The 24973-nt window shown below is 68.3% G+C and carries 21 protein-coding genes and 1 pseudogene; 9 read left to right on the top strand and 13 right to left on the bottom strand.

Features of this window, described 5'->3' with window-relative positions; genetic code table 11:
- The 5 genes from Q4P07_RS07495 to Q4P07_RS07515 all read right to left on the bottom strand — a co-directional run.
- Window positions 1-1236 (bottom strand): lyase family protein (locus Q4P07_RS07495; RefSeq protein ID WP_303374285.1); only part of this gene is annotated, 1236 nt, incomplete at its 3' end.
- On the bottom strand, window positions 1226-1834 hold the full coding sequence (gene pcaG / locus Q4P07_RS07500; protein ID WP_303374286.1) for a protocatechuate 3,4-dioxygenase subunit alpha: 609 nt from the start codon (window positions 1832-1834) through the stop codon (window positions 1226-1228). The genes pcaG and Q4P07_RS07495, both read right to left, overlap by 11 nt.
- A complete protein-coding gene (gene pcaH, locus Q4P07_RS07505) occupies window positions 1834-2676 on the bottom strand; it encodes a protocatechuate 3,4-dioxygenase subunit beta (RefSeq protein WP_303374287.1) in 843 nt (280 codons plus the stop codon). The genes pcaG and pcaH overlap by 1 nt, the downstream gene beginning before the upstream one ends.
- Window positions 2677-2754: 78 nt before the next feature.
- Window positions 2755-3963, bottom strand: coding sequence for an MFS transporter (locus Q4P07_RS07510; RefSeq protein ID WP_303374288.1), 1209 nt, complete (start codon window positions 3961-3963; stop codon window positions 2755-2757).
- 100 nt (window positions 3964-4063) lie between these two features.
- A complete protein-coding gene (locus Q4P07_RS07515; protein WP_303374289.1) occupies window positions 4064-5038 on the bottom strand; it encodes a LacI family DNA-binding transcriptional regulator in 975 nt (324 codons plus the stop codon).
- 97 nt (window positions 5039-5135) lie between these two features.
- Between Q4P07_RS07515 and Q4P07_RS07520 the strand changes: the two genes are divergently transcribed.
- From Q4P07_RS07520 to Q4P07_RS07555, 8 genes are all read left to right on the top strand, one after another.
- Window positions 5136-5708: a TRAP transporter small permease gene (locus tag Q4P07_RS07520; protein ID WP_303374290.1), complete on the top strand. Its 573-nt coding sequence runs from the start codon at window positions 5136-5138 to the stop codon at window positions 5706-5708.
- Complete coding sequence (locus Q4P07_RS07525; protein WP_303374291.1) at window positions 5705-6979, top strand: TRAP transporter large permease; 1275 nt, start codon at window positions 5705-5707, stop codon at window positions 6977-6979. Before Q4P07_RS07520 ends, Q4P07_RS07525 begins: the two co-directional genes overlap by 4 nt.
- A gap of 36 nt (window positions 6980-7015) precedes the next feature.
- Entirely contained in the window at window positions 7016-8083 is a 1068-nt protein-coding gene (locus Q4P07_RS07530) for a DctP family TRAP transporter solute-binding subunit (protein WP_303374292.1), read from the top strand.
- Window positions 8080-8991, top strand: a complete 912-nt coding sequence (locus tag Q4P07_RS07535; protein WP_303374293.1) for a shikimate dehydrogenase — start codon at window positions 8080-8082, stop codon at window positions 8989-8991. Before Q4P07_RS07530 ends, Q4P07_RS07535 begins: the two co-directional genes overlap by 4 nt.
- Window positions 8978-10807 carry a sugar phosphate isomerase/epimerase and 4-hydroxyphenylpyruvate domain-containing protein gene (locus Q4P07_RS07540; protein WP_303374294.1) on the top strand — a complete coding sequence of 610 codons (1830 nt, stop codon included), beginning with the start codon at window positions 8978-8980 and terminating at the stop codon, window positions 10805-10807. The genes Q4P07_RS07535 and Q4P07_RS07540 overlap by 14 nt, the downstream gene beginning before the upstream one ends.
- 9 nt (window positions 10808-10816) lie before the next feature.
- Window positions 10817-11731 carry an SMP-30/gluconolactonase/LRE family protein gene (locus Q4P07_RS07545; RefSeq protein ID WP_303374295.1) on the top strand — a complete coding sequence of 305 codons (915 nt, stop codon included), beginning with the start codon at window positions 10817-10819 and terminating at the stop codon, window positions 11729-11731.
- Window positions 11732-11918: 187 nt separating this feature from the next.
- Window positions 11919-13130: a hypothetical protein gene (locus tag Q4P07_RS07550; protein ID WP_303374296.1), complete on the top strand. Its 1212-nt coding sequence runs from the start codon at window positions 11919-11921 to the stop codon at window positions 13128-13130.
- Between the two features lie 106 nt (window positions 13131-13236).
- Window positions 13237-14175, top strand: coding sequence for an aldo/keto reductase (locus tag Q4P07_RS07555; protein WP_303374297.1), 939 nt, complete (start codon window positions 13237-13239; stop codon window positions 14173-14175).
- A 17-nt stretch (window positions 14176-14192) separates the two neighbouring features.
- Here Q4P07_RS07555 and Q4P07_RS07560 read toward each other — a convergent pair whose 3' ends face one another.
- The 3 genes from Q4P07_RS07560 to Q4P07_RS07570 form a co-directional block, all read right to left on the bottom strand.
- Window positions 14193-15446: an MFS transporter gene (locus Q4P07_RS07560; RefSeq protein WP_303374298.1), complete on the bottom strand. Its 1254-nt coding sequence runs from the start codon at window positions 15444-15446 to the stop codon at window positions 14193-14195.
- A gap of 62 nt (window positions 15447-15508) precedes the next feature.
- Entirely contained in the window at window positions 15509-16615 is a 1107-nt protein-coding gene (locus tag Q4P07_RS07565; RefSeq protein ID WP_303374299.1) for a zinc-binding dehydrogenase, read from the bottom strand.
- 41 nt (window positions 16616-16656) lie between these two features.
- On the bottom strand, window positions 16657-17877 hold the full coding sequence (locus Q4P07_RS07570) for an amidohydrolase family protein (RefSeq protein WP_303374300.1): 1221 nt from the start codon (window positions 17875-17877) through the stop codon (window positions 16657-16659).
- 140 nt (window positions 17878-18017) lie between these two features.
- On the opposite strand from Q4P07_RS07570, the pseudogene Q4P07_RS07575 reads away from it, so the two are divergent.
- Window positions 18018-19456 (top strand): annotated as a pseudogene (locus Q4P07_RS07575) (DHA2 family efflux MFS transporter permease subunit).
- Here the strand turns inward: Q4P07_RS07575 and Q4P07_RS07580 are convergent.
- The 5 genes from Q4P07_RS07580 to Q4P07_RS07600 all read right to left on the bottom strand — a co-directional run.
- On the bottom strand, window positions 19453-21261 hold the full coding sequence (locus Q4P07_RS07580; RefSeq protein WP_303374301.1) for an NAD-dependent malic enzyme: 1809 nt from the start codon (window positions 21259-21261) through the stop codon (window positions 19453-19455). The pseudogene Q4P07_RS07575 and the gene Q4P07_RS07580 sit on opposite strands and share 4 nt — an antisense overlap.
- 93 nt (window positions 21262-21354) lie before the next feature.
- A complete protein-coding gene (locus Q4P07_RS07585; protein ID WP_303374302.1) occupies window positions 21355-21531 on the bottom strand; it encodes a hypothetical protein in 177 nt (58 codons plus the stop codon).
- A gap of 73 nt (window positions 21532-21604) precedes the next feature.
- Complete coding sequence (locus Q4P07_RS07590) at window positions 21605-23167, bottom strand: aldehyde dehydrogenase family protein (protein WP_303374303.1); 1563 nt, start codon at window positions 23165-23167, stop codon at window positions 21605-21607.
- A gap of 28 nt (window positions 23168-23195) precedes the next feature.
- Window positions 23196-24356: an FAD-binding oxidoreductase gene (locus tag Q4P07_RS07595; protein ID WP_303374304.1), complete on the bottom strand. Its 1161-nt coding sequence runs from the start codon at window positions 24354-24356 to the stop codon at window positions 23196-23198.
- A gap of 12 nt (window positions 24357-24368) precedes the next feature.
- On the bottom strand, window positions 24369-24973 hold a 605-nt coding region (locus Q4P07_RS07600; RefSeq protein ID WP_303374305.1), incomplete at its 5' end, for a transketolase C-terminal domain-containing protein.

Genomic DNA, 24973 nt, shown 5'->3' on the forward strand with positions numbered 1-24973 from the left:
GGCCCCCAGGTAGTCGGCGGCTGGAAGCTGCGACGGTCCCTGGCCGGTGCTGTCGGCTCCAGGGTCTGCCCGACAAGTCAGTCCACGTCGTTCGGACAGGAGGGTCTCGGCGACCGCGTCGACGCGCGCGCTCATCACGTCGGCGTGCACCTGGAGACGCTCCAGCATCGTTGCCGCCTGCGCTGCGCTCGTCACCGCGAGGACAAGGAGGCGCTGCAGGGTCGGCCATTCAGCGTGCCAGGCACCGTCGGATCGCTCGTCGACGGCGAGCGCCGCACATTGGTGCAGCAGGCCGGCTAGTGGTCCAGCCTGGAGGCCAGCGGCCCGGATCAGCACGGAGCCGACCGGGTTGCGCTTGTGCGGCATCGTGGAGGAGCGCCCCTGCTGCTCCGACAACCCCTCGGAGACCTCGCCGATCTCGGGGCGCGACAAGGTGGTGATCTCGGTGCCCAGGTGTCCGAGAGTAGAGATGACGGCGGCAAGCACATCGCCGATGCGAGTGATCGGACGACGCCGCGTGTGCCACGGCGAGCCCGGCCAGCGCAGGTCCAGCGAGTCGGCCCAGGCTTGAGCCAGAGCCCGCGGCTCAGGACCGACGGCCTGTATGCCCGCGAGCGTGCCCGCCGCGCCGCCGCACTGGATCGGTAGGCCCGCTCGGACCGTCTCGACGTCGGTCAACACTTCATCGACCGACGTCAGCCATTGGGCTGCCTTCAGACCAAAGGTCGTCGGGACGGCGTACTGCGTGAGGGTCCGCCCTGCCATCACGCTCTCGCGGTGTGCCTCGGCATGCCGGGCGAGGGCGTCGCCAAGCCGTTGCAGCGAGACGGTGACGTCGTCCAAGGCTGCGCGCGTGACGAGCATCATGGCTGTGTCCAGGATGTCCTGGCTGGTCAGCCCGCGATGCACGGCGTGACCTCCTTCGCCCAGGCGCGAGCGCAGGTCGTCGACGAGCGGGATGACCGGGTTGCCACCATCGGCCGTCCGTGCCGCGATGGCGCCGCGATCCAGGGGCCTGTTCACCAGGGCGCCGGACAACTGCGAAGGCAGTTCGGTCGACGCTGCGCCCACCGCGACGAGGACCTCGAGCCAGGACTGCTCGGCCTTGACCATCGCGATGAGGATCGCGGCGTCGCCGGCCACTGCATACCCGAGCTGCGCCCCGGGCTCGAGCAGCCCCGCCATGCCGGTCGTCGCCTGCGATGAGGCCGTCATGACCACGACGTCAGTCGTCATGGCGTGGGTAGGTCAGGAAGACAGTTTCCTTGGGACCCTGCAAGTGGATGTCGAAACGGAGTGAGCCGTCCGGCTCCCGCACGGCCATTAAGGTCGCGCGCTCTGACTCGGTGAGCGAGGACAGGAGCGGATCGCCAGCGCCAGCCTGCTCGTCACCGGGCAGATAGGCCCGGGTGAAAAGCCGGTTGAGCAGGCCGCGCGCGAAGAAGGTGACCGCGAAGAAGGGCGCCTTACCGTCCGCCGACCCAGGCTCCACGGTGGTGAACGCATAGGTGCCGTCGCGGGTCGTGGGGCACCGGCCCCAGCCGCTCCACGACATACCGTCTCGAGCCCAGGTGCCCTCGGACCCCCAGACCAGTCCGTCGGCATCGGCCTGGGTGATCTCCAGGAGCGCATCGGGCACGGGATTGCCGGCACCGTCATAGACGGTCCCGTGCAGGCGGATCGCGCCCGCAGTGGCAGGGGGCACCAGCTCGTGCCCACGCGGGAAGGGGAGCGCAAACCCGTAGAACGGGCCGATGGTCTGGCCGGGCGTCGGCACCAAGCGCTCGGCGAGCGAGGCGGTCTGCTCAGGGGTGGGGGTGCTCGGCTCACTCATCAGTGGTCGCCCTCCTCAGACTCCATCGGCGTGCGGTGCCCACCGGTCAGGATGATGTCCCACCGATAACCCAGCAGCCACTCGTGCTCGGAGATATCGTGGTCGTAGCGGGCCACCAACCGCGCGCGCGCAGCAGGATCGGTGACCGCCTGGTAGATCGGGTCCAGGGCGAAGAGCGGATCTGCTGGGAAATACATCTGGGTGATCATCCGCTGGGTGAACTCGGTGCCGAACAGCGAAAAGTGCACGTGCGCCGGACGCCAGGCGTTCTGGTGGTTCTTCCAGGGATAGGGACCGGGCTTGATCGTGACGAACTCGTAGCTGCCGTCTGAGCCGGTCAACGCGCGGCCGACACCGGTGAAGTGAGGATCCAGTGGCGCAGGATGCTGATCTCGCTTGTGGACATAACGCCCCGCAGCGTTGGCCTGCCAGACCTCGATCAACTGTCCGGCCACGGGCCGACCGTCGCCGTCCAGGACGCGGCCGACGATGCGGATGCGCTCTCCGATCGGCTCCCCACCCGGGGCCAGCGTCAGGTCTGCCTCGACCGGGTCGACGTCCAGCTGACCGAAGACCGGCGCGAAGAGCTCGATCTCCTCGGGGTCCACGTGGCGAGGGTCTTTGGTGGGGTGGCGCAGCGCGGAGCTGCGGTATGGACGGAAGTCCAGCAGCGGCTGGAGCAGACCAGGAGCAGCGCCTTGGTGAAGGGTGCCGATCTCAGCGGTGATCTCCGCCTGCCTCGCGATAGGGACATCAAGCGGTGCCGGTTCGGGCGCCGCAGGGGACACGGGGGCATCAGAGGACCGAAGGTGCTCCCGCGAGGTGTCATCGTCGACTGCCATGCCCCGACCCTAGCGCGGTGTTCGCATCTTGGCTAGGGGTTCGCCTGACGAACCACCACGGTATGTCGCCAGGCACGTTCAGTCGATCGCGCGGTCCGATCCGGCGACAGCGCCGACCGCGGTCAGCGCAACGGCGACCGCGGCGAGGAAGAGCAACGGCGCCACCCACCCCGCAGTCGCGCCGTTCAGAGCACCGACCACGATCGGGCCGCTGGCCCCCATCCCGTAGCCGACCGTCTGGACCATGGCCGACAGCTCACGCACGGTGGACGCGTCGCGCGCGCGCAGGACGATCAGGGTGAAGACCAGGGAGATGCCGGCGCCCTGCGTCAGCCCACCGACGACCGCCCACAACAACCACCAACCCGGCAACAAGAGCTGCCCCCCGACCATGACCACCCACCCGAGGCCGAGGAGCACGCCCAGCCACCTCTGGTCTGCACGCCGCCGGCAGAGCGCAGGAATGACGAGCGTGGCTGGGATACCGAGGAGCTGGTAGATCGACATGGCGTTGCCGGCGATGGCACGGCCCAGTCCGGCCTCGTCACCGAGCAGAGTCGGCAGCCACGAGGTGAAGGAGTAGTAGAGGGTCGCCTGGAACCCGAGCATCAGCGAGACGGCCCATGCCATCGGCTGCCGCCAGACCGAGCGTGGGAGCACCGCCCCAGGCACGCCGGTCGTGGCCGGGGCGAGCGAGCGCTCCGGGAGCACGAACATGAGCCACCAGGCGGCCAGGCCGAGGACGGCCAGGCCGACCCAGGACACGAGCCCAAAGCGCCAGCCGTCCCCCACTGCAGACACCGGAGCAGTAAATGCCGCGGTCAGCGCCGCACCTCCAGCGAGCATCCCGGTGAAGATCGCCGTGACCCAGGCGACCCGATCAGGAAAGTCGCGCTTGATGACGGCTGGGATCAGGACGTTGCCGATCGTCATGCCGACGCCGATCACGACGGTGCCCACGAGCAGTAGGACCGAGCCGCCGAGCACGCGCAGCACCAGCCCCACGATCATCACGACAAGGCCGAGCGCCACCGCCTGCGCTGGCGCGAAGCGCCGCCCCAGGGCCGCCGCGATCGGCGCGAGGGTAGCGAAGCAGAGGACTGGCAGGGTGGTCAGCAGGCCGGCCGTCGTCGAGGTGAGGCCGACGTCCTGGCTGATCTCCTCCAGGACCGGCGCGACCGCGGCGATCGGTCCACGCAGGTTGAGTCCGACGATGACCACCGCAACCAGCGCCAGCACGGGCAGCCGCGACCCCGCTTGGTCGCGGTCCATCTGCGGATCCCTCATGCGGGAGTCCTACCACGTCTGCGGCCCGAGGCCGCAGACTCGAGCCCCACCGCCTCCCTCCCCGCGGGCATGCCACGCCAGTGACCGAACCGAGCGCGGACTATGGGGCCTGGCCGGTGGAGTCGCGGATCGCAAGCGTAGAGGGCAGGATCACGCAGCGATCCCGATGACCTTCCAACAGGATCTCCACCCCGAACTGCGCAGCCTCCTGGTAGGGGCCGCCGAGAGAGGTCAGCGTGGGCGTACACACCTGAGCGACGAACATGTCGTCGTAGCCGACGACACTGAGGTCCTCGGGCACCCGAACGCCACGGTCACGCAGGCGCTTCAGCACGCCGATGGCCAGTAGGTCGTTGTGCGCCACCAGCGCCGACGCGCCGTGCCGCAGGGCTGCGTCCGCTGCCGCCCCTCCATCCACGGCCGAGGGCCGGTAGGGGCCCAGTTGCTCGATGGTCACCCCTTGCGCCTCCGCTGCCTTGGCCAGGGCCGCCCAACGCTGGTGCCGCACCCACGACGTGGTCGGACCGCCGAGGTAGGCGAGCCGTTCATGCCCGAGAGAAACAAGATGGTCGACGATCTGTCGGGAGCCCAGGTCCTGCTCGACGAGCGCGCAGGACATGCCCCCGACATACCTGTTGAGCAGCACCAGGTGCGCACGGTCGGCCAGCGACAGGATCTCCTCATCACTGAGCCTGCTCGAGGCGAGCACGAAGCCGTCCACCCGTCCGATCAACCGCTCGATATTGGCACTCTCCCGAGCTGGGCTCTCCTCGGTGTTCACAATAACGAGCGTCAGGCCGGCCGCCTGCGCCCGGCCCTCGGCCCCCGTGATCGCGGAGAAGTAGTAGGGGTTGGTGATGTCGGGGACGACGATGGCCACGGTGCCGGACTGCCTCTCACGCGCCGAGCGCGCCGTGCGCTGATAACCCAGACGTTCGATGGACTCCATGATTCGCGCTCTGGTTGCGGAGTGGACCCGATCGGGCGTCCGGATGCTGCGGCTCACCGTGGCTGGGGACACGTCACAGTCCTTGGCTACGTCGTAAATCGTCGGCCGCCCCGTCGCCCTCCCCACACCATCTCCCTGATGCAACTAGATGAAACTTCTTGTGCACTCTAGCGGAGTTTTCTTAGCGTGGAAGTACACCGCACTCACCGACGAGAGGACAGAAATGTCGGCGATACCCGGCGACGCTCTGCCGAAGCAGCGCACCAGGATCGGTCAGAGCCGCTGGCTCGCCTATCTGGGCGCTGGCGAGATGGCGTTGAGCTGTGCTGCGGCCACGCTGATCTTCGTCCTGGTGCTGTGGCAGGCCATCCAGCGCTACCTGCCGCTGCAGAGCCTGCCCTGGACGGGCGAGTTGTCGCGCTTCTGCATGGTGTGGCTGACCTTCGCGGTCATGGGTCTGCTGCTGACGCGCGACGAGCACATCACGCTGCAATTGGTCGACGGCATCAAGAACCGGGCGCTGCTGTCTGCGGTCCACGTGTTCGCCCTCTTGGTCGTGGCTGCCGTCTCGGTCGGTGGTGTCGCCGAAGCCTGGAATCTCATCCAGGTCCAGAAGGTGCTGCACTCCCCGGCGCTCGGAATGCCAATGAGCTGGCTCTACGTCATACCTCTCCTCGGGTTCGCCAGCACCCTGCTCCGGGCCGTTGTCGGCGCCGTCGACGTCGTCAGAGTGGGTCCACAGGTCACTGCATTTGCCCAGACCTCGACGCACGTGGAGGGGGTGGGGTCCGAGTGAGCATCGCCCTCCTGATCGTCGCGATCATCGCGCTCCTCTCACTGCGGGTGCCGATTGCCTTCGCCTTCCTCGGACCTTCCTTGATGTGGATGATGCTCGAAGGCCAGTCATTGGGCCAGGCCACCCGGCTGATGAGCAACTCCCTGGCCAGCTTTCCCCTCCTGGCCGTCCCCCTCTTCATCATGCTCGGCGTCGTCGCTGTGCACGCCGGGATTGCCGAGCGAATCTTCGACTTCGCGCTGGCCCTCCTAGGGCGCGTCCGAGGCGGACTCGGTTATGTCAACATCGGCGTCAGCCTCGGCTTCTCGTGGATGTCGGGATCGGCGGTGGCGGACGCCGCGGCCCTGGGCAAGGTACAGATCCCGCAGATGGTCAAGGCTGGCTATCCACTGCGGTTCGGCCTCGGCCTGACCGGCGCGGCAGCCCTGATCGCACCGATCATGCCGCCCAGCATCCCCGCCGTCATCTATGCCGGTCAGGCGGGAGTCTCTACCGGCAAGCTCTTCGCCGCGTCTGTGATCCCGGCACTTCTGATGGCACTCGGACTGTGCCTGGTCGTCTGGGTCATCATGCGCAAAGACGAAACCATCGAACGCGTCCCCTTCGACGTCCAGCAGCTGAAGTCCACAGCGGTGCGTGTCCTCGGTCCAGCGCTGGCACCGGTCATCATCCTCGGCGGCATCCTCACCGGTTGGTTCACCCCGACCGAGGCGGCAGCGGTCGGCGTCGCCTACATGCTGCTCCTCGGCATCATCTACCGCACCGTCCGCCTGCGCGACGTCCCGACCATCCTGGTGGAGACGGTGACCACCACTGCGGCGATCATGCTCATCGTGGGCGCGGCCGCGCTGCTCGGTTACATCATGGCGCTGGGTCGGGTGCCACAGGCGCTGGCCGGAGCCGTCCTGTCCTTCACCGACAACGGGACGGTGTACCTGATCCTGGTCGCCCTACTCATGCTGGTCCTGGGCACGGTGATGGATGCGACCGCAACTCTGGTGCTCGTCATCCCCATCCTCATGCCGTTGGCCAAGACGCTGGACGTCGACCCGATACTGCTGGGCGTGGTGATGATTCTGTCCCTGATGATCGGCCTGCTGACCCCTCCTGTCGGCACGGTGCTCTACGTCCTGTCAGCCGTGCTCAAGGTCCCGGTCGGTGAGGTCTTCCGCGGCACGGTCCCGTTCATGGTGCCGCTGTTAGTGCTGCTTGTCCTGCTCATCGTCGTCCCCGACGTGGCCCTCTGGCTGCCCGAGAAGCTCGGGCTGTAACTACTCCCTCGTCCCACCTATCACAAGGAGAATGTCATGACCATCACCATCCGTCCACGACGCACTGTCCTCGCTGCGGTGCTCACCCTTCCCCTGGTCATCGGCCTCAGCGCGTGCGGCGGTGACACCGAGGCAGACACCGCGGCGAGCGACGGCACCTCGACGTCCGGCGACGGCGCAGCAGCGCAGGAGGAGGTGACCCTCAAGCTGGCCCACAGCTACACCGAGGAGCAGCCACAGCACCGTTGCGGCGCTGCGGTCATCGCGGAGGAGGTCGCGGCCTCCGACGTCGGACTGACGATCGACATCTTCCCCTCAAGCCAACTCGGCGGTGATGCGGACCGCATCTCAGCCGTTGTCGCCGGCGATATCGACATGGATATCCAGGGAGCCTCTGCGCTCGGTGCCGTCTACGAGCCCATTGGCATCCTGGACGCCGCGTATGCTTTCGAGGACGGCCCGTCTCTGAGCGCCTTCGTGGCCGGAGACGCGTCCGAGGGGATGCGCACGGCCTTCGCCGACGCATCCGGTGTCAACGTCCTCGGCGCCTGGTCGGCAGGTGCCCGGCAGTTCACTGCCAACACCCCGATCCGGACCCCGGAGGATCTGGACGGTCTGCGGATGCGGTTCCCCAACTCGCCACAGTTCCTGATGAACGCCAAGGCCCTCGGCGCCAGCGCCACTGAGGTCGCCTACGAGGAGCTCTACCTCGCGCTCCAGCAGGGAACCGTCGACGGCCAGGAGAACCCGATCGTCAATATCGACGCGATCAACCTCGACGAGGTGCAGGAAGACATCAGCCTCTCCAACCACCAGCTCAACTCCAACCTGGTCATCGTCGGACCGGTCTGGGACAAACTCAGCGACGAGCAGCAGTCGGCGCTCCAGGGTGCGGTCGATGCGGCCGTCGAGAAGGTACCAGCCTGCGTGGAGGAGTCGGAGCAGAAGATCCTGCAGGAGTGGAAGGAGTCCGGCGCGATGGAGGTCATCGAGGACGTGGACGTCGAGTCATTCCGCACCAAGGCCAGGGCCTACTTCGAGGAAAACCTCAAGGGCGAGACTCTGGACCTCTACACCGCGATCATGGACTCCTCGACCAGATGATTACTCCAGCGCGGACCCCGGCGTTGGACCGGGGACGCCGCCACGTCTGTGCGCTACTCGGGAGTGGCATCACCGAGTCGCTAACGCCGAGGATGCACGAAGCGGCTGCGGAGCGGCACGGCCTCACCCTTATCTATCGCGTCGTCGACCTCGAGGTGCTGGGGCTCACGGCGCAGGAGGGGGTCGATCTCGTTCCTCGCGCTGCCCAACTCGGCCTGTCCGGGATGAATATCACCCATCCTTGCAAGCAGTTGGTGCTCCCGGTCCTCGACGAGCTGAGCCCCGAAGCAGCACTCATCGGTGCGGTCAACACGGTCGTCTTCACCAGCGGCCGCATCGTGGGCCACAACACCGACATGACCGGGTTTGCGCACGGTTTTCGGCGCGACCTCGGCAACGTCGACCTCTCCCGCGTGATCCAGTTCGGTGGCGGCGGCGCAGGCTCAGCGGTAGCGCATGCCCTCGCTGCCTTGGGTGCCGAAGGCCTCCTCATCGTCGATCCGGAACATTCGCGGGCCACGGAGCTCGCGGCCTCTGTCGAGTCGGTCAGCAGCCTGCGGGTCACGGCCGTCGCGCCCGAGGACGCGCCCGCCGCGATGAGGCTGGCATCGGGCGTCGTGAACTGCACTCCGGTCGGGATGGCCGCCCATCCCGGCACCCCCTTCCCGACCTCGCTCCTCCATCCGGACCAGTGGGTGTGCGACGTCATCTACCGTCCTCTGGTCAGCGAACTCATCTCCCAGGCACGGCAGAGGGGGTGTCGCACCGCCACCGGTGCCGGCATGGCCGTGGGCCAGGCCGTCGAATCCTTCGCGCTGTTCACCGGTACCCCTCCGGAGCCTGAAGGTTTCGAGCAGGATTTCCACGCCCTCGTGGACGCGGAAAGGCAGGCCCATGCCACTTCTTGAGACGTCCGTAGCGACCGTGTCCCTGAGTGGGACCCTGGCGGAGAAACTAGCGGCCGCCCAGGCTGCCGGCTTCGACGGCGTGGAAATTTTTGAGCACGACCTGCTCGCCGGTCCGCTGACACCGGAGGACGTGAGACGTCGCTGTGCCGACCTGGGGTTGACGATCACGATGTTCCAGCCGTTCCGCGACGTCGACTCTCGGGAACCCGCGACGTTCCAAGCCAACCTGCGTCGTCTAGGTCGCAAGATGGAGCTGATGGACCGGCTCGGCACGGAGCTGATCCTGGTCTGCTCCCATGTGGGCGAGGACGCCGTGAGCAACATCGACCAGTTGTCCTCGCAACTGCATACCGTCGGCCGCCTCGCCGCCGAGCACGGCGTACGGGTCGCCTACGAGGCACTCGCCTGGGGACGCCACGTTAACGATTACCGCGTCGCCGCGGAGGCTGTCGCACTAGCAGACCATCCCGCGGTCGGCACCTGCCTGGACTCCTTCCACATCCTCTCCCGAGGACTGGACCCGGCCGGCATCTTGGAGCTCCCGGCGACTTCCCTCTTCTTCCTGCAACTTGCCGATGCACCGCGGATGGGTATGGATGTCCTCCCGTGGAGTCGTCACTACCGGTGCTTCCCCGGCCAGGGCAATCTCGACGTGACCAGCGTGACGCTGAATGCGCTCCTGGCCGGATACACCGGCCCGCTGTCGCTCGAGGTGTTCAATGACGTCTTCCGTCAGGCGCCTGCCCCCGACACTGCTCGCGACGCTTATCGCTCACTGATGCACCTCCAGGACCAAGTGCGACAACGTATCCAGCATCACCGGACAGACGGTGTGCGGGCGTTCGCTTCGGAGCTCGACCGGGTCGAAGGACTGCTGCTCCCCGGCTCGGAGCCGCCGCATCCCCGCGGTTTGGCCTTCGTAGAGTTCGAGGATGACGTGGGCGCCCCGTTGGCGGACCTTCTCGACAAAGTCGGTTTCGCCCGCGCCCGCACGACCCCGGAGGCCACCGCCTGGTCGCACGCCGGAGTGTGGTTGGCGACTCGGCCCTCACGTGTTGCGCAGCAGGCCAGGGTTACCGGCCTTGGACTCCGTGTGGAGGAGCCCACGGCCGCTGCCCGACGCGCGGAGACCCTCGGCGCGTTGGTGCTGGAGGTCGAGGCGCTCGGGCAACTGCTGCCGGCTATCGTCGCGCCCGACTCGACCCGGATCACCTTCTGCCCCATCGAGGACCCAGGTCCAGCGCCAGCAGGGGCGGGAGCCGGCCTGCCCGGACTGACCGGGATCGACCACGTGGCGCTGACGCAGGTCTGGCACGACTTCGATGGAGCCGTGCTCTTTCTTCGATCGGTCCTGGGCTTGACAGCCCAAGCCAGCCATGACGTGCCCGACCCTTACGGCCTAGTCCGATCCACCGCGATGACCACCCCTCATGGGGAGGTCTGCCTAGCCCTGAACGTCCCCCCGCGCGGGATTCGAGGGGCTCGGGTCGAGACTGGTCAGCACGTCGCCTTCGCCACCTCAGACCTGCTCGCCACCGCCACACACCTTCAGCAGCGCGGTGTGCCGCTCCTGGAGATACCGGACAACTACTACGAAGACCTGCAGGCGCTCTACGACCTCACCGACCAACGGTCCGAGGACCTGCGTGCTCGTCATGTGCTTCTCGACCGGTCACCCGATAACGGAGAGTATCTCCAACTCTTTACCCGGACCGTCGGCGGCGTCTTCCTGGAGTTCGTGCAACGCTCCCCTACCTACACCGGCTTCGGAGCACGCAACGCCCCCTTCCGGCTCGCGGCCCAGTCCAGGGTCTAGAGCGTCGCCGTGAAAATTCTCGACGCCACCACCGTGCTCGCGCAGGGATTGGCCTTCCCCGAGGGCCCGCTCGACATCGGAGGCGGGGAAGTGGCCTTCGTCGAGATGGCTGCGGACCGTGTCGCGGTGCTCGATCGCGACAGCGGCGGCCTGCGCAGCGTGCCGTGCGCCGACGGGCCGAACGGCCTGGCCGTTGGTCGGCATCCTCGCGAAGTGCTCGTCTGCCTCAACGGCGGGTTGACGTTCACCAAAGATGCTGATGGTCGGCTGACCCCGGGGCACGCCGTCGACCGGCACGCTAGGGGCGGTATCGCCTACCTGCACCTCGACAGCGGGGCACGCGAGCTCCTCATCGCCCCCGGGCCGGACTCGCCCGTGAGCGGACCCAACGACGCCGTCATCGCCCCGCCCGGGAGCCCGTCCGCCGGTGGATTCTTCTTCACCGACCTCGGACGCCAGCTTCGCACCCGGGTGGAGCCAGGTGGCGTGTTCTGGTGCGGGCTCGACGGGAGCGGGCTCACCACCGTCGCGTACCCCAGGCCGGGCCGACCCAACGGCATCGGTCTGAGCCCGGACGGGAAGACCCTCTACGTGAGCGAATCCAGGAGCGCTCGGGTGTGGGCCTGGGACGTCCTCGGTCCAGGTGCCCTCGGGCACGCGTGGTTGGTGCACGAGTTTCCTCGTCCTACCCGCCTGGACGGGCTCACGGTCACGGCCAGGGGCAACCTGGTGTGCACCAACCTGGTGGTCGGTCAGCTCACCGTCCTCTCGCCGGCCGGACAGATCCTGCACGTCCTCACGGTCGAGGATCCCTACCCCACCAACGTCATCATCGAGGCCGGGCGAGGCGACTACCTCTTGGTGACCTTGGGTTCAACCGGGCGAATCGTGCGGCTCCACGTCCCGGAGTTAGCACCGCTGTGATCGCCATACCGACCAGGGGCCGGGCGTACGGCCACCCGTCTGCCTGGGCTCGACGGATCCCTCGCCACGTAGAGTCGTGACCATGAGCGCGAGGGAGGAAACGCCGTCCGGCGAGCAGCCAGGACCACCACCACGGCCACTTCCGGCCCCCAGACCCAGCGGATGGCTTGAGTTCACGGCCAGGGTAGTGCGAGACCGAGCTCACAGCGGGTGGGGCTGGCTGCGGGACGAGGAGCTGATCGCCTCAGTGCACGCAGCGGGCGGGCTGGCCGCTTATCTGCCCGGCGAACGGATCGGCACTCGCGACCAGGTGATCCTGCGCCTCGCCGTCGATCCCGACGGTCACGTCGCGACCACCACTCCCGGTGGCCCGCCCACGGCCGGACCCCAGCTCGAGGACTTCCTGATGCCGATCCTGGATCGGCTGCGGGTGCTCGCGATCGTCGACCCGGAGACCGCGATCGGCCCTCCCGGGTTGCCGGCCGACCAGTTGCGTCAGGACGCCGAGCAACCGGACGCAGACACCCGACAGGTGTATGCGTGGCAAGCCAAGGACACGACCGTCGGGCGCATCGTGGCGACGTCGCTGGACCAGAACCTCGACCTGCACCGCGACGGCGACTGGGTGATCGCAGCGCCCGCGCACGGATCTCCCCTCGTGCTCCACCAGGCCCCCGGCCGTGGCCGGATGTCCATCCACCCCTTCGTCATCGTGGAGCGCCGCGCCGAGCTGCGTGCCTTCACCTATATCGGCGGCGCCAAAGACAGCGACCTGCGGGTCCACGTCGAGAGTGGTCCCCCCCTGCTGCCCGCACCCCCTCCAGGCGCACACCCGGACACGACGGCCCTCTCGCAGTGGCTCGCCCGGCCCGAGGAGAATCATGAGCACGCCCCCGGCGCGCCCTCTGGGGTGGCCACCCCCTCACCGGCACAGGTCGCGGTCATCGAGCGCGTGATCAGCGGCGATGACCCAAGCTCGGCGCTGGAGCAGCTGTGCCAGACGTTCGAGGTGCCTGAGCTGGTCGCGCGGCTCGCTGAGGTCCCCCACGGCCAACCGGATCCCGTCACCCCTTGGCAGATCGTCAGCCCGCAGTCGCGTCGCGGCATCGTGGCTGCGGCAATCGCGGATGCCAACTCGGACGAGCCCACCGGCAGGATGCCGTGGCACGCGCTGGACCGCGCGATCTACCACCGACCCACGCTCGGGCTGGCACTCGGCTTCATCGAGATGGTCCTCGCGGGCATCCTCGTCGCGGTCGTGATCAACGGTCTGCTCAGTCCGTGGTGGTGGATCCTGGTGGGTGCGATCGTGCTCGTGGCCATGGACCACACCACCAGCGGGGCGATCCGTCGCCACGCGCTCCGGCATGAAGAGTCATCACCGGACCCGACAGATTAGGCCGCTGCCGGACTGCAACTGCCTAGCGATAGTGATCGCCCCCGCAGACCCAGCCTCCCCCGCGGCCTTCCTCCCTGCCCCCACCACCACATACCAAGGAGCACTCTTGACCATTCTGCCCGGCACCGACCTGGAGATCTTCCCGCTCAACCTCGGCGGCAACCCCTTCGGTTGGACCGCTGACGAGGCGACTACCCACGCGATCCTCGACGCTTTCGTCGACGCCGGCGGCAATGTCATCGACACCGCCGATTCCTATTCAGCCTGGGTGGACGGCCACGTCGGCGGCGAGTCCGAGGCGCTCATCGGCAGTTGGCTGTCGGCGCGCGGCAACCGCGACCAGGTGCTGGTGGCGACCAAGGTCGCCAAGAAGCCAGACCGGATGGGCCTGGCACACGACAACGTGGTCGCCGCGCTCGATGAGTCGCTGGCACGCCTGCACACCGATCACGTCGACCTCTACTACGGCCACTTCGACGACGAAACCGTGCCGGTGCAGGACCAGGCGCAGACCTTCCACTCCCTGGTCGAGGACGGGAAGGTGCGCGCGGTCGGCCTGTCCAACTACTCCCCCGACCGGCTGCGCGCCTGGTGCGAGTTCGCTTCGAGGGAAGGGCTCACGCTCCCAGCGGCGCTCCAGCCGCGCTACCACCTGCTGGCGCGGCAGACCTACGAGAGTGACTACGCCCCGATCGTCGCCGACTTCCCGATGGCGGTCTTCAGCTATCCGGCCCTAGCCTCCGGCTTCCTCACCGGCAAGTACCGCAGTGCGACCGATCTGGAAGGTCGCGCACGGGGGGGAGCAGCGGGCCGCTACCTGGAGGCGGGTGGGCTGCGCGTCGTCGACGTCCTGGTGCGGATCTCCTCGGCGTATGCCGTGGCACCCGCGACCGTCGCGCTGGCCTGGGTGCTCGCCAAGGGCGTCAGCGCCCCGATTGCCTCGGTCTCCCGCGTCGACCAGTTGCCCGCGCTCATGGCCGCCGCGACGCTCCAGTTGAGCTCCGAGGACCTCGCCGCCCTTGATGAGGCCTCGCTCGGTTTCTGACCGCCCGGGCGCCGTGCTCAGCCCCCGCCCACCACCCGGCGCGGTTGGTCTCGACCCCCACCGTAGAAGAACTCCTGCGCCGGGGGACGCCTCTCCAGGTCGCGCCGGAACCCCCACCGCGCGACGACGGTCAGCACGGCGGCGATCAGGAAGCACACGCCGGCTGCCCACCACGCCACCGCGAAGCCAAAACCTTGGATGACGAATCCGAGGAGCGCGGGTCCGACCGCGCCCCCGGCGAACGCGCCGGCCTGCACGATCGAGGACGCCTGGGTCGGCATATCCCGGCCGACCCGCGCCACGGCAAACAGCATCAAACCAGGCCAGGACCACCCGATGGCGAAGGCCAGGATCCCGAACACGATCACCGCCCACGGCACGGCCAGCCACCCGATGAAGAACATCGCGACGCCTCCCCCGAGGATCATCGCCGCGACCACCGACAGGTTTCCGCCATAGCGCCGGTCCGCCCGGAAGCCCGCCACGACCCGCATGACCACCGAGGTGCTGGATCCCCCGGCCATCAGCCACCCGGCCTGCTCGATGGTGAGTCCGATCTGATGGGCCCAGCTGGCGAGGTAGGCACCCAAGAAATTGCAGGACATGCTGGCGAAGGCGATCGCCAGCGCACACAGGATCAGTGGATTCCACGGCGCATGGTCGGGGGCCACCGGTCGCTCGGGGGTATGACGTGCCTGGCTCCCTGCCACGGTGCGCACCGGCGACCCACCCTCCTCGGCAGGATGAGACCGCAGTATCGCGAGCGCAAAGAGGATCAACCCCACCGTGCCGGTGATGACAAAGGTGCTGCGCCAACCCAGAAACGCTGTCGTGGTCGGCACCGCGAGGCCACCGAGCATGATGGCTGTCGGCACCGCCGCCTGCTTGATACCAAAACCCAGCCCCCGGCGCCCCGGCGGAAGCAGGGAGGCGACGGCCTTGTTGGAGGTCCCCTGACACGCCGCGTTGGCGGCACCGAGGACGGCCATCGACACGATGAGTCCGACCAGGTCGCGCACCAGAAAGGCGACCGCAAGACTTCCGGAAGCGACGAGCGCGCCCGCGTAGAGCCGCCCGGTCCGCGGACTCCAGCGTTCCAGCAGTCCCGCTCCCAGGATGGTGCACAGCGCGGCCGCAGCGAAGAAGACGCTGACCACGACCCCCACGCCAGCGACCCCGAATCCGAGGTCAGGCATCATCAGGACGGCCTGGGAGCCGACCAGGAAGGGGGGGAGGGCGCCGAGGGTCGTCAGGGCGCTGGCGCTCAGCATCAGCCGACCAGTGGGCCCGATCAGTGGTCGACGCGACCGCTCGAGGCTGCCGGCAGCCTTGCTCACCGGGCGTCGACCACGACGATTGCCCGGCCCTTGATCTGGCCGGCGTCCAGCAGCTCATAGGCCATCGGCGCCTCGTCGAGGCTGAACCGACGGGTCACCGCGCGGCGCACATCGAAGGCGCCTTCGTCGGCGAGCCGGATCACCTCGGGGAGGTCGCGCCGGGTGCGGGCGCCGTAGGAGCCGGTGATCGTCAGAGCGCGCCGCACCATCGAGGTGATCGGGATCGCCGCGGTAGCCGCGCCCGCCGCGATGCCGACCACGACTAGCTGACCACCCTCACTCAGCAGGGAGACGCCCAGCTCCACGGTCTCGGGGCGCCCGATCACCTCGAAGACGACCTGGGCCCCGGCGCCGCCGGTGGCCTCCAGCACGGCCTCGCGGACATCCTCGGTGCGCCCGTTCACGGTGACGTCGGCGCCAAGCTCACGGACTGCGGCCAGCTTCTCGTCGTCGACATCGACCGCGATGATCGTGCTCGCCCCGAGATGCCGGGCAAACTGGACGATGCTGGAGCCGACGCCGCCGACCGCGACCACGGCGACGGTGCGGCCGGCCAGTCCCCCTTGAGGGCGGCTGACGGCACCGTAGGCCGTGAAGGCGGCGCAGCCCAGGATCGCGGACTCTTCCAGGGGAAGGCCAGGAGGCAGCAGCGCCAGACCGGTCACCGGCACCACCGCATACTCGGCCAGCCCGGCCATCGAGTACATCGACAACCGCGAGCCGTCGGCACGGGCCAGTCGGGACGTGCCGTCGAAAAGGTTGCCCCGGAGCCTGTTCTGCTCGAAGAAGGGCGTGCACAGGTTGTCGCGGCCGCCCAGGCATGAGGGGCACTGACCGCACGGCATGATGAAGGCGCCGACCACCCGGTCGCCGACGGCCAGCCCGTCCACGCCCTCGCCGATCTCCTCGACGTGCCCGGAGATCTCGTGCCCGAGCACGCCTGGCGCAGGGAAGGCAACCTCACCCTTGATGACGTGCAGGTCGGTGTGGCACACCCCGACTGCCGCCACCTGGACCAGCGCCTCCCCGCGGCCGGGCCGGGGCCTCGGGATGTCTTCGACACGCATCGGCGCGTCCGGCCCTTCCCATACGACTGCTTTCATGCGTTTATCGTGGCACGGGCCTGGGCGCTGCGCGCTCCGGCTCAGGTCGTGCGGGAGAAGACCTGCTCCCCGGCCAGGTGCACCGACCTGACGCGTCCGGGCAGGTCCACCATGTCGTCATACGCGCCGTCGAGGACGACGACGTCACCGACTTTGCCCGGGGTGAGCGTGCCGTAGTCGTCGTCAACGCCGAGGAGCTCGGCAGCTGAGCGGGTCGTCGCCTCCCACGCCTGCTGGGCGGTGAGACCGTTCTCGGCCATCAGCCGAACCTCTTCGAGGTTGGTGCCGTGCACGCCCACCCCGGAGTCGGTGCCCATCGCGATCCGCACTCCGGCCTGCGCCGCCCGGCGGAAGGAGTCGTCATGCACCTCAGAGACCATCCGGGCCTTGGCCAGGACCAGGTCCGGGATGGCCGCACCGGCCGCCGCGGAAGCGAGCACGGCACGGGGAGCAGACAGCGTCGGCACCAGCCAGGTGCCACGCTCGAGCATCATCTCGATCGCCTCGTCGTCCAGATAGATCCCGTGCTCGATCGACCGGACGCCGTTGCGGACCGCCGTCTTGATCCCGTCCGTCGCCTGGGCGTGGGCCATCACATGCAAGCCGGCCGCGCTCGCCTCGGTGACCAGGGCGGCGATCTCATCGTCGCGGAAGTGTCCGTGCAGCGGGTTGCTGCGCGGGGAGAGCACTCCCCCGCTCGTTGCCACCTTGATGACGTCGGCACCGGCGCGGATCAGCTCGCGGACCTTCTTGCGCATCTGCTCAGGCCCGTCCACAACCGCGTCGGGCACCCCCGGATGGCTGGTCATGATCCCGACCTCGGCGCCACAGACGTGCCAGTCGTCGCCGTGGCCGCCGGTCTGGCTGAGCATGTTGAGGGCGATCTGCATCCGGGGGCCCGGTGTCAGCCCGCGCCGGACGGCCTCGGCCACACCCAGGTCCGACCCCCCGGCGTCGCGGACCCAAGTGATGCCCGTCTCCAGCGTGGCCCGCATGCGCTGCGCCGCTTGAAAAAAGGGCAGCGAAAAGGGCGTCTGCAGGTGGCGCGTGGTGTCGGGCTGCTCAAACATGAAGTGCACGTGAGCGTCGAAGAGCCCAGGGAGCACGGTCGCACCGGCGCAGTCGACCACCTGGTCGGCATCGACGTCGAGCCCAAGCCCGACCTCCACCACCCGGCCGTCCACGACATACACGTCCGCGGTGCCGGGGGCGGCTCCCGTGCCGTCAAGGAGAGTGCCACCCGTGAACACGACGCTAGTCATGAGTTCACCGTAGTCTGCGGGTCCATGTCAGTGGCTGGCAGTACAGTCTCGGCGTGACGCAACCGGTCCGGGTAGGAACCCCCGAACAACTCCCAGCCAGCCCGTGGCCAGCCCTGTGGGCGCTCGTCGTCGGCTTCTTCATGATTCTGGTCGACTCGACCATCGTCTCGGTGGCTATCCCGTCGCTGATCGGGGCCTTCGACGCCAGCATCAATGACGTCATGTGGGTCACCTCGGCCTACCTGCTCGCCTACGCTGTGCCACTCCTGATCACCGGCCGCCTGGGCGACCGGGTCGGGCCCAAAAACGTCTACCTGGTGGGGCTGGTGATCTTCACGCTCTCCTCGCTGTGGTGCGGACTCTCCGGCGAGCTGAATACCGGCATCTCCGGACTCATCGCGGCGCGGGTGGTGCAAGGCATCGGCGCCTCACTCATGACACCGCAGACCATGACGGTCATCACGCGGACCTTCCCCGCCGAGCGTCGTGGCAGCGCCATGGCGCTGTGGGGAGCCACCGCGGGGGTCGCCACGCTAGCCGGGCCGCTGCTGGGCGGGGTGCTGATCGACGCCCTCGGCTGGGAGTGGATCTTCTTCGTCAACGTACCCGTCGGGATCATCGCGTTCGTGCTCGCCGTCCGCCTCGTCCCCGCCTGGCCACGACTCCGCATCGCTTCGACCTGCTCGGGGTGGCGCTGAGCGCCGTCGGTCTGTTCGCCGCCGTCTTCGGGATCCAGGAGGGGCAGGCCTACAACTGGGGAAAGATCAACGGCATCCTCTCGATCCCGCTGCTGATCGGCGTCGGCGTGGTGATGCTGGTCCTCTTCGTGATCTGGCAGGGGGTCAACCGTGGTGAGCCGCTCGTCCCGCTGTCCCTGTTCGCCGACCGCAACTTCTCCTTGGCCAATGTCGCGATCACCGCGATGGGCTTCACCATCACAGCGCTGATCTTCCCCTTCATGATCTGGGCGCAGACGGTGCGCGGCATGTCGCCGACGATGGCCGCCCTCGTGCTGGCACCGTCGTCGGTCATGTCCTTCCTGCTGGCCCCTCTCGCCGGGTGGCTGACCGACCGCGTCCACCCGCGCCTCCTGGTCGGCTCCGGCACCGCGCTGCTGGCCGCGGCGCTGGTGCTGCTGTCTGCGGTCATGACTCCGGACGCCCCGCTGTGGCAGATCTTGATCGGGATCACGATGTTGGGGATCGCCAACCCGTTGATCTGGGGCCCGCTGTCGACGACCGCCACGCGCAACTTGCCCATGCGCGACGCGGGCGCCGGCTCAGGCGTCTACAACACGACCCGCCAGATGGGTGCCGTCCTTGGCAGCGCAGCGATCGCGGTGCTCATGGAGTCCCGCCTGGCTGCGCGTCTCGGCGAGAGCGGTCTGGGCGTTTCACCAGAGGGTATGGCGAACGCGTCCGGTCAGCTTCCGCCCCAGGTCCTCGAGCCGTTCTCGCGGGCCCTGGGTGAGTCCATGCTGCTGCCCGCAGCCGTGATTCTCACCGCGACCGTGGTCGCGCTCTTCTTCGAGCTGCCTCGCCACTTGCGCAAGGATCAGCCCGCGCCCCTGGCTCCCTAGTCGCCGGACTCCTGCTCCTGCTCCGGGGAGAGCTCCTGCGCAGTGTTCGCGGCAGGTTCCTCGACCGGCTCGGTGGGCCTGGTGCTGGTCTCGGCGATGGAGTCGACGACTTCGACGCGCGGATAGACCGGCTGCCACATGAGGTCGTGGATGCCCTGGATGGGGTTGTCGAGCGGTCGGGTCGCCACGCCATCGGCGACCGCTGCCTGCGCCACCCGCACCGCGACCACGGCCGAGACTGCGCGCAGCTTCTGCATCGACGGCAGGATCGGGGAGCCCTTGCGTCGTGCCGACGTCATCTCGGCGACTGCCTGAGACGCCGCGGTGATCATGCCGTCGGTCACTTGCGTCGCTCGCACCGCGACGGTGCCCAGCCCGATCCCCGGGAAGACGAGCGCATTGTTGGCCTGGGCGATGTCATACCTCGTGCCCTTGTGCAGCACTGCGTCGAAGGGTGAACCAGTCGCGATCAACGCGTTGCCGTCGGTCCACTCCAGCAGGTCCTGTGGGACCGCCTCGGCCTTGGGCGTGGGGTTGGACAGGGGCATGATGATCGGCCGTTCGCAGTGCGCGGCCATCTCCCGCACGATCTCTTCGGTAAAGGCTCCGGCCTGTGCCGAGGAGCCGATCAGGATCGTCGGCTTGATGTTGTGCACCACATCGGCGAGGTCGTAGCGACCACTCGTGGTGGTCCACTGCGCGACCTCTTCCGCGGGGCGGGCGTAGCGTTCCTGGAAGGGCCGCATCGGGCTGTCCGTGCGCAGCAGGCCGCGGCTGCCCAGCCCCCAGAATCGACGCTCAGCCTCTTCTTGGCTCAGGCCCTCGGACACCATGATGTCGCGCATGAGGTCAGCGATGCCGATCCCGGCCGTGCCGGCGCCATAGACGACGACCCGCTGGTCGCTGAGGCGCTCACCCTTAGCTCGCACCGCGCCGAGAGCAGCGGCGGCGACCACGGCCGCGGTCCCTTGGATGTCGTCGTTGAAGGAGCAGTGCTCTTCGCGGTAGGTCTCCAGGATGCGGTGCGCATTGTCTGCACCGAAGTCCTCCCAGTGCAGCATGGCATGAGGGAAGTGCGCCTTGACCTTGGCGACGAACCTCGCGACAAAATCGTCATACCGCTGACCGCGCACCCTTGCGTGTCGCACCCCCAGGTAGGCAGGGTCGTTGAGAAGTCCCAGGTTGTCGGTGCCCACGTCGAGCACCACGGGGATCGCGCGCAACGGGTGGATGCCCGCGGCCGTGGTGTAGACAGCGAGCTTGCCGACCGCGATCCGGATGCCGCCGACGCCCTGGTCACCGATGCCCAGAATGCCTTCGGAGTCGGTCACCACGAGCAGGTCGACGTCTTCGGCGCCCTGGCCGTGAGATCCCATCGCATCATCGATGCCGTCTGGGTCGTCGATGGACAGGTAGATGCCGCGCGGGCGGTCGAAGGTCGAGCTGAACTCCTGGATCGCCTGCCCCACCGTGGGGGTGTAGATGATCGGCAGCATTTCATCGAGGTTCTCCGAGACCAGCCGGTAGAAGAGGATCTCGTTGAGGTCCTGCAGCTGGTTGAGGAAGACATACTTGCTCAGCGCGTCCGGTTGGCTGGAGAACTGCAGATAGGCCCGCTTGAGCTGCTCGTTGAGCGTGTTGACTGCGGGCGGGAGCAGCCCTACCAGCCCGAGCGCCTTGCGCTGCTCGAGGTTGTAGGCCGGCCCGAAGTTGAGCATCGGGCGGGCCAGGACCTGGCGGCCCCGGACGGCGATCTGGACGGTCTCGACTCCGTCGACGGTGCGGAACTGATACTGGCGCGGCATGGTCAGACTCTAATCCATTCTGGGGTCGAATATCGCATCTCGGAATACTTTTTCCATTGTACGGGCGTGACGACCATCACATGCGTCTCCCGATCAGCTCGGGTGACCCTCGATCTCTCCCGTGGCGCTCGCCATCTCCTGCTGCGCCACCCGCTTGGTACGCCAGGCGGTGAGCACGCTGCCGAGCCCGACCACGGCCAACGCTGCGGCGAAGATCCAGGCGAACGGGGACGGGTCCGAAGAACGATCGGTGGAGGTGCTGTGCGCCATGTCGCCACCTTGGCACAACCCGGCCGCGCTCGCGCGAGAACGAACCGCACCGACCGCTGACGCTGAACCAGCGTCAGATGTCGAACGTCACACCCTGGGCGAGCGGCAGCTCACCGGAGAAGTTGACCGTGTTGGTGGCCCGGCGCATGTAGGCGCGCCACGAGTCCGACCCTGACTCGCGGCCGCCGCCGGTCTCCTTCTCACCGCCGAAGGCGCCACCGATCTCCGCGCCAGAGGTGCCGATGTTGACGTTGACGATGCCGCAGTCCGACCCGGCGCTGGAGCAGAAAGTCTCGGCCTCCCGCTGGTCCTGGGTGAAGACGCTGGAGGACAGCCCTTGGGGCACCGCGTTGTTGAGCGCGATCGCCTCGTCGAAGGATTCGTAGGGAAGGACGTAGAGGATGGGCGCGAATGTCTCCGTGTGCATGACCTGCGTCTGTTCCGACATGCGGATCAGCGCCGGCCGCACGTAGTAGGCGCCCTCGGCGGCGGCGGCGAGCTCGCGCTCTCCCCCCACCACTACCTCACCACCGGATGCGGTGGCGGCCTCCATGGCCGCGACGAAAGCGTCATAGGAGCGTTGGTCGAGCAACGGCCCCACGAGCGTGTCCTGCGACATCGGGTCTCCGACCGGCAGGGCGGCGTAGGCGCCAGCCACCCTCTCGGTGAGCTCCTCGATCACCGAGCTGTGCGCGATCACCCGACGCATGGTCGTGCAGCGCTGACCCGCGGTCCCGGCCGCGGAAAAGACGATGCCGCGGGTGGCGAGGTCGAGGTCTGCCGAAGGTGCGACGATCGCGGCGTTGTTGCCGCCGAGCTCGAGCAGGCTGCGCCCGAAGCGGCCTGCCACGGTCGGCCCGACGGTCCTGCCCATGCGCGTCGAGCCGGTCGCGCTCAGCAGGGCCACACCGGGGTTGGCGACGAGCGCCTCCCCCACCTCTGGTCCACCGAGCACCACCTGGGACAGGTCGGCGGGGTAGCCGTGCTCAGCGAGCGCCCGCTGCAGCAGCGCAGCTGCCGCGATGGCGCACAGCGGCGTCTTCTCCGACGGCTTCCACACGACGGGGTCGCCGCACACCAGGGCGATGGCGGTGTTCCAGGACCACACCGCGACGGGGAAGTTGAATGCGGAGATCACCCCGACCACACCGAGCGGGTGCCAGGTCTCCATCAGCCGGTGCCCGGGGCGCTCGGAGGACATGGTGCGACCGAAGAGCTGGCGGGAGAGTCCCACGGCGTAGTCGCAGATGTCGATCATCTCCTGCACCTCGCCCCGCGCCTCCGAGGTGATCTTGCCCGCCTCGATGCTGACCAGGGTGGCGAGGGCGTCCTGGTGCTCGGCCAACAGTTCCGCAAACCTCTTGACCATCGCTCCTCGCGCTGGCGCCGGCACGCTGCGCCAGGTCAAAAACACGTCGTTGGCGCGGGCCACTGCGACCGCGACCTCCTGAGGAGTGCTCCAGGCCAGGGAGGAGACGACGGCGCCGTTGATCGGCGACCGACCCACCTGCTCGCCCAGGTAGGTCGAGAGGTCCGCTCCGCAGGCGCGGACGGCTTCCTCTGCTCCAGCCCTGAGGTCTGCGGCAGCGGGGAGTGCGCCGGTCTTCGTGTCGGCCGTGCTGGGGTTGATGCTCACTGAGTGCGGTCTCCTGGGGTGAGGGGTGCTAGACGATGTGTTTTTCGGGCTGGTGGTCGCCGCGAGCGAAGCGGGCGACGTCGAGGGAGGTGACGTCGATCACGGGGCTCTGACCGCGGACCAGAGCGCTGGCGACCTCTCCCACCGAGGGTCCCATGAGGAACCCGTGACCAGAGAAGCCGGTGGCATAGACGAAGCCGGGCAGATCTGCGGCGATCCCGATCAAGGCGTTGTGGTCGGGCGTCATCTCGTAGAGGCCCGCCCAGCCGGAGCGCAGCTCGGCCTCGGCCAGGCGGGGCGCGCGCCGTTCGACGGCTGCTGCGAGCCCGGTCAACCAGCCATCGTCCCGCCCGAGTTTGATGCCGACGGTCTCCTCCGGGTCGGACATCCCGACGAGGAGGCCGGGGCCTTCGTCATGAAAGTAGAAGGAGGTGGAGAAGTCGATCGTCATCGGGGTGGCTCGGTCGCCTCGGCCCGGCACCGGACCGGTGCACACGATCTGGCGACGCAACGGCTCGACCGGCAGGTGCACCCCGAAGAGTTCCGCGACCCCACCTGACCAGGCGCCCGCCGCACAGACGACCTGCTCGGTCGCGATCCGACCCGCCCGTGTCAGGACGGCCCGGATCTGGCCGTCTTTGATCTCTGCGCCGATGACCGCGCACCCGGTGATGATCCTTGCCCCCGCCCGCCGTGCCGCGCGCGCGTAGCCCTGCACGACCGCCTCCGGGGCACAGTGCCCATCACCGGCGTGCCAGCTCGCAGCCAGGAGCCCGTCGGTGCGGATCAGCGGGGATAGCGCCTTGGCCTGCGCGGGTTCGATCATCTCGGACGGGACGTCGAGCGAGTTCTGCAGGGCCACCGCTGCCTCGAAGTCCGCGACGTCCTGGGCGTCGTCGAGAAGGAAGAGATAACCCACCTTGTGCAGGTCGATCGGCTGGTCGAAGCGCTGCTCGAAGGTGTCAAAGACCTCCAGCGAGCGCCGTGCCAGCGCGATGTTGACCTCGTCGCTGAACTGCGCCCGCAGCCCTCCGGCTGCCTTGCTCGTGGAGCCCGAACCCAGGGTGTCCTGCTCGAGGACGACCACGTCGCGCACCCCCGCAGCCGCCAGCTGGTAGGCCGTGCTGAGCCCGATCACTCCGCCGCCGATGACGACGACGTTGGCACCGCTGGGGGCGACGTTGGCCATGGCGCCAGCGTGTCACATCGCCTGTCGCTCGGCGCTGCGGGCCAGACCCTGCACGATGTCGTCCACCGACAAGAGCACTGTGGCCGCGGCAGGTCCCAGCGGCACCAGGCTGTCCAGGCTGCATACCCTCCGGATCTGACCCGCATAGCCGGCATCCACGAGCACCGTCACCACCCCCTCGGATACCCCTCCGCTGCGACGGGACTCGTCGACGACGAGGACGGAGGTGTAGTCCGCTGCGTGGCGTAGGAGGTCCGCGGCCGGCAGGGGCACGATCCACCGGAGGTCAAGGACATCGACACGACCGGCAAGGTGCGCGATCTGCGGGTCGGCGAGCGCCGCGCGCGTCATCGCGACCCCGTTGCCAAAGGTGATGACGAGCACCTCGCCGACGAGCGAGGGTTCTGCGCTGTGCAGCATCGTCTCCCCCAGCGACGGCGTGCACGAGGACCAATCCGCCGGTGGTGGATAGGGGGCCGCCAGGTCCTTGCGGTGATAGAGCGCGATCGGCTCCACGAGCACGCAGACGCGGCCCTCCGCCTCGGCCAGGCCGACGAGGCAGCGCAGCAGCCCCGGCGCCTCCGCTGGCCCGGACGGGACGGCGACCACGATGCCGG

This window comes from Ornithinimicrobium sp., assembly GCF_030537745.1.
Classification (GTDB): Bacteria; Actinomycetota; Actinomycetes; order Actinomycetales; family Dermatophilaceae; genus Ornithinicoccus.